The organism is Nonomuraea cypriaca (assembly GCF_015645445.1).
Lineage (GTDB): Bacteria > Actinomycetota > Actinomycetes > Streptosporangiales > Streptosporangiaceae > Nonomuraea > Nonomuraea cypriaca.
In genome coordinates, this window is the sequence record NZ_JADOGI010000442.1 from 1 (window position 1) to 3,429 (window position 3,429).

General features: G+C 65.4%; 4 protein-coding genes. All 4 read left to right on the top strand.

The window, feature by feature from the left end; all coding sequences use genetic code 11:
* Window positions 1-127: 127 nt before the first annotated feature.
* The 4 genes from ITP53_RS61650 (at window position 128) to ITP53_RS54540 (ending at window position 3,348) form a co-directional block, all read left to right on the top strand.
* A complete protein-coding gene (locus ITP53_RS61650; RefSeq protein ID WP_407941418.1) occupies window positions 128-874 on the top strand; it encodes a hypothetical protein in 747 nt (248 codons plus the stop codon).
* 251 nt (window positions 875-1,125) lie between these two features.
* Window positions 1,126-1,509 (top strand): beta/gamma crystallin domain-containing protein, encoded by a 384-nt coding sequence (locus tag ITP53_RS54530; RefSeq protein WP_195903342.1) that lies wholly within the window; start codon window positions 1,126-1,128, stop codon window positions 1,507-1,509.
* 202 nt (window positions 1,510-1,711) lie between these two features.
* A complete protein-coding gene (locus ITP53_RS54535; protein ID WP_195903343.1) occupies window positions 1,712-2,710 on the top strand; it encodes a LysR family transcriptional regulator in 999 nt (332 codons plus the stop codon).
* 260 nt (window positions 2,711-2,970) lie between these two features.
* Complete coding sequence (locus ITP53_RS54540; RefSeq protein WP_195903344.1) at window positions 2,971-3,348, top strand: ATP-binding protein; 378 nt, start codon at window positions 2,971-2,973, stop codon at window positions 3,346-3,348.
* Window positions 3,349-3,429: the final 81 nt, after the last annotated feature.

A 3,429-nucleotide genomic window follows, 5' to 3' on the forward strand; every position in this document is an offset into this window, starting at 1 on the left:
CCGGATCACTGCCCGAGATCTCCACCTCCTTGAAGGTGTCGTCCCGCGCGAGAGGCGTCAGCCAGCCGAACAGCCGGACCATCAGCAGGTACAGGAGGCGTAGGAACACGAGCGCTGAGGATAGATGATGAGTTATGGCACCGCACAGGGCCTCACCTGCGCTGCCAGCGCCACGCATGACCTGACCGCGGCACGCGCCACCGGCCTGATCGAGGCGCTGACCGCCGCAGGGGTGAAGCCCTTCGCCGACAAGGGATATCAAACGGTCAAGGACTTCCTCGACAACGGGAGCGACTACCGGAGCGAGCATTCCACACGACCGCAGACGATCGGCTACGCGCTGTTGGACTCACCCGTCGCGCTGGCGGCCTGGCCGCTCGATCACGACACCGACAGCTATTACAACATCTCCCGCGCCTTCCTCGGCGGACCGCCCTCGGGCAACCTCACCCGCGACCACGTCCTCGACAACATCATGCTCTATTGGCTGACCGGCACCGGCGTCTCCGCCGGTCGCTATTACTGCGAGGGCCAAAGGGCCCGGAACGCAGGTGGAGGCAAGGTCCCTCCGCCCGTCACTGTCCCGGTCGGGTTCAGCGCCTTTCCGGGCGAGCACTTCCAGGCACCGCGCAGCTGGGTTCTGAGCGCATACCCGACCCTCATGTACTACAACAAGCCGGACCATGGCGGCCACTTCGCCGCCTGGAAGGAGCCCGATTTGTTCGCGAGCGAGCTTCGTGCAGCGTTCCGACCTCTCGCTAAGCGCCTGGGGATGGAGATCGACCACGCCAAAACCGTTGGACGAGGTACGGGGTGCTCCGCGATCATCCGTGCTGTGACCTGCGGGCCCTGGCAGCCGAGGGCGCGCCGCTGACGGTGCGCCTGGCCGACCCGGGCCCCGGTCAGCTCCCGTGGACCATCATGTGGTTCTCCGCGCTTCGCCCTGAATGTCTTCCTCCGCGACGACCGCGACGATTTATAATCGGCGCCCTGAGCCCGGAGAATGAGCAAATTTCGATCATAATGTGGGCCTCCTGGGCTGCATATGAGCTTCCGGGTGATCACTGATACGGCCGCTGATGAGGGATCTGTCAGCCCAAGATCACTCCCTCCGAAGAAGAGGCCATGAAGTCGCATCTCCGCAACACTCTTGCCGCCTGCGCCACCGCTGTGGCGGTCATGGTGGCACTCCCGGCTGCCCCCGCATTCGCCATCAACCACGCAGATTGCAACCGGGACCTCAAATCTGACTTCCTGCGTATCGCCAACGAAAATGTGAAGCACCACTGCTTCGCGAACCGCGGTTCGAAGAACGTGGCCATCTACGGCGCTTGGGCCCTGGAGACAGGGAACAACAAGGTTGTCATCGGGTATATCGATGATCTGGGGGGCTCCCCCAAGCGCCTGAAGCTCGGAAAATTCAGGCGTGGCACCACACCGCCGTCCCGAGAGGGGTCCACGGCAAGATGCACAAGATCTACAAGATCACCATCCTCTAAGTCCATCTGAGAAACGGCGAATCCCGTCCCACGGCACTCAAAGGCGGGATTTCCGCTCCGGCCCCAGTCGCCGGAAAGACACACTCTGGCGGAATCGCTACTATTGTGCTCTTCAGAGCCGTGTGCGGCGCGGTGTGGATCATGTACGGGCGGGCATCGCGAACCATGGCGACACCACCGAACCAGCCGGGTCAGAACGAATCCGAGGAGCGATGGAAGTACGATTGCTGCGCTATGCGGTGACTCTGGCCGAGGAGTTGCACTTCGGGCGGGCAGCCGAACGGAACCACATCTCGCAGCAGCCCTTCGGGCAATACATCCGGCGACTGGAGCGCGAGGTCGGCACCCGCCTGTTCGAGCGGACCAGCCGGCGAGTGGCCGTGACTCCGGAGGGTGCGCGATTCGTGGCCGAGGCGCGGCTGCTGCTCGAGGCGGTGGATCAGCTCGCCGAGCACGCCAGGTCGGATGGTGCGGGACGGGATGAGGAGGCGCTGCGCCTCGGGGTGCTCGGCTTCGGAGCGGGACAGGTATGGGATGACCTGCATACGGCGCTGAAGGCTCAGGTGCCCGGCTTGCGCATCGATTACCTCGACCTCGACTGGGCCTCGCAATATCGCGCCGTGCTCGACCACACCGTGGACGCGGGCATCGCGTGGTACGCCGGTCCGGTGGACGGGTTGCGCGCCGACGTTGTCCTGTCGATGCCCCGCGTCGTGGTGGCCCCCGCCAAATCGCCGCTTGCCGAAGCCGCTTCGCTGACCCTCGGCGATGTCGACGGTGTGCCGTGGCTGGGGGCGGCGGGTCTGCCACGGGTGTTGCGCGAATGGCTTGGACCCGCTGCCGAGCCGGGGCCGAGGGCACCGGTCGTCCGTCATCCTGCCGCCATTCCGACCGCCGTCGCTACAAGCGGGTACATCGGCGTGCACGGGGCGCCGGCACGCGACTTCTATCCGCGCCCCGACGTGCGGTTCGTCTCTTTGGATGGAGATGCCGCGCTGACGGCTGTCGTCACCCGGGCCGACGACGAGCGGCCGACCATCGCCGCCCTTCGGCGAGCGGCGCGCTTCGCTCGCGGAGCAGGCCGGCAGTGGGAGCCGGTCAGGTCCAGTTCCTTGACCTTCGGGTCGCCTAGTCGGGGACGTGATCGTCCCGCTGTCGTGGCTGAGCACGTCAGCCATTCCGCATGCACGGTTCAGAACAGTTTTGGCTGATGATCCGGGCGGGCCTTTGTGCTGTCCTGTCGCAGTGACTCAAGGACTATCAGGAGGTCATCGCATGGCTCGGCGCGCCGCGTCCAGCACGTCGCCGACCTGCCACACTCCGCTGCGTGGCGGCGCAGTCCTCATCATGAACCCGCGACTCGTCCTCTCGGCCAGGCCAGCATGCTGATCGAGGACGGCGGCATCATGCGGGGGGCCAGGTAGGAATGCACATTTGTCCCGAGATCGGGACCAGCGAGGTGAAAGGTGCGGTGACCCGCGGCGACGCGGCCTTGCTGGAGGGACGTCTCCAGGCCGCCAGAGAACGCGCCTTCATCGGGCGGGAAGAGGAGCTGGCGGCCTTTGACTCGGCTCTGAACGGCGGTGGCGGGGTGCTGTTCGTGCACGGTCTGGGCGGGGTGGGCAAGACGGCACTGCTGCAGCGTTTCGCTCAGCACGCGGTCGCGGCGGGACGTCCGGTGACGATGCTGGACGGGCGCACGCTGGACCCGTCGCCGCCTTCGTTCGAGGCCGTGGCAGGGTGTGCGCTGACCGACGAGCGTGTGGTGCTGCTCATCGACGCCTTCGAACATTATGTGGAATCTACAGAGTTTGAAGGGCTAGCTATCGGCGATGGAACGAACACATAGCGCTATGGGTGAGTTACATCGTCGTGTTTCGGCAGTAAAACTCTGCTGTGCGGTACCCCGATGGTGGCGGCTTGTCCGCCA

What these genes read in the sequence shown, in the direction of transcription:
- ITP53_RS61650 (WP_407941418.1), top strand. Translation starts at nt 128, where the DNA reads ATGAGTTATGGCACCGCACAGGGCCTCACCTGCGCTGCCAGCGCCACG.
- ITP53_RS54530 (WP_195903342.1), top strand. Translation starts at nt 1,126, where the DNA reads ATGAAGTCGCATCTCCGCAACACTCTTGCCGCCTGCGCCACCGCTGTG.
- ITP53_RS54535 (WP_195903343.1), top strand. Translation starts at nt 1,712, where the DNA reads ATGGAAGTACGATTGCTGCGCTATGCGGTGACTCTGGCCGAGGAGTTG.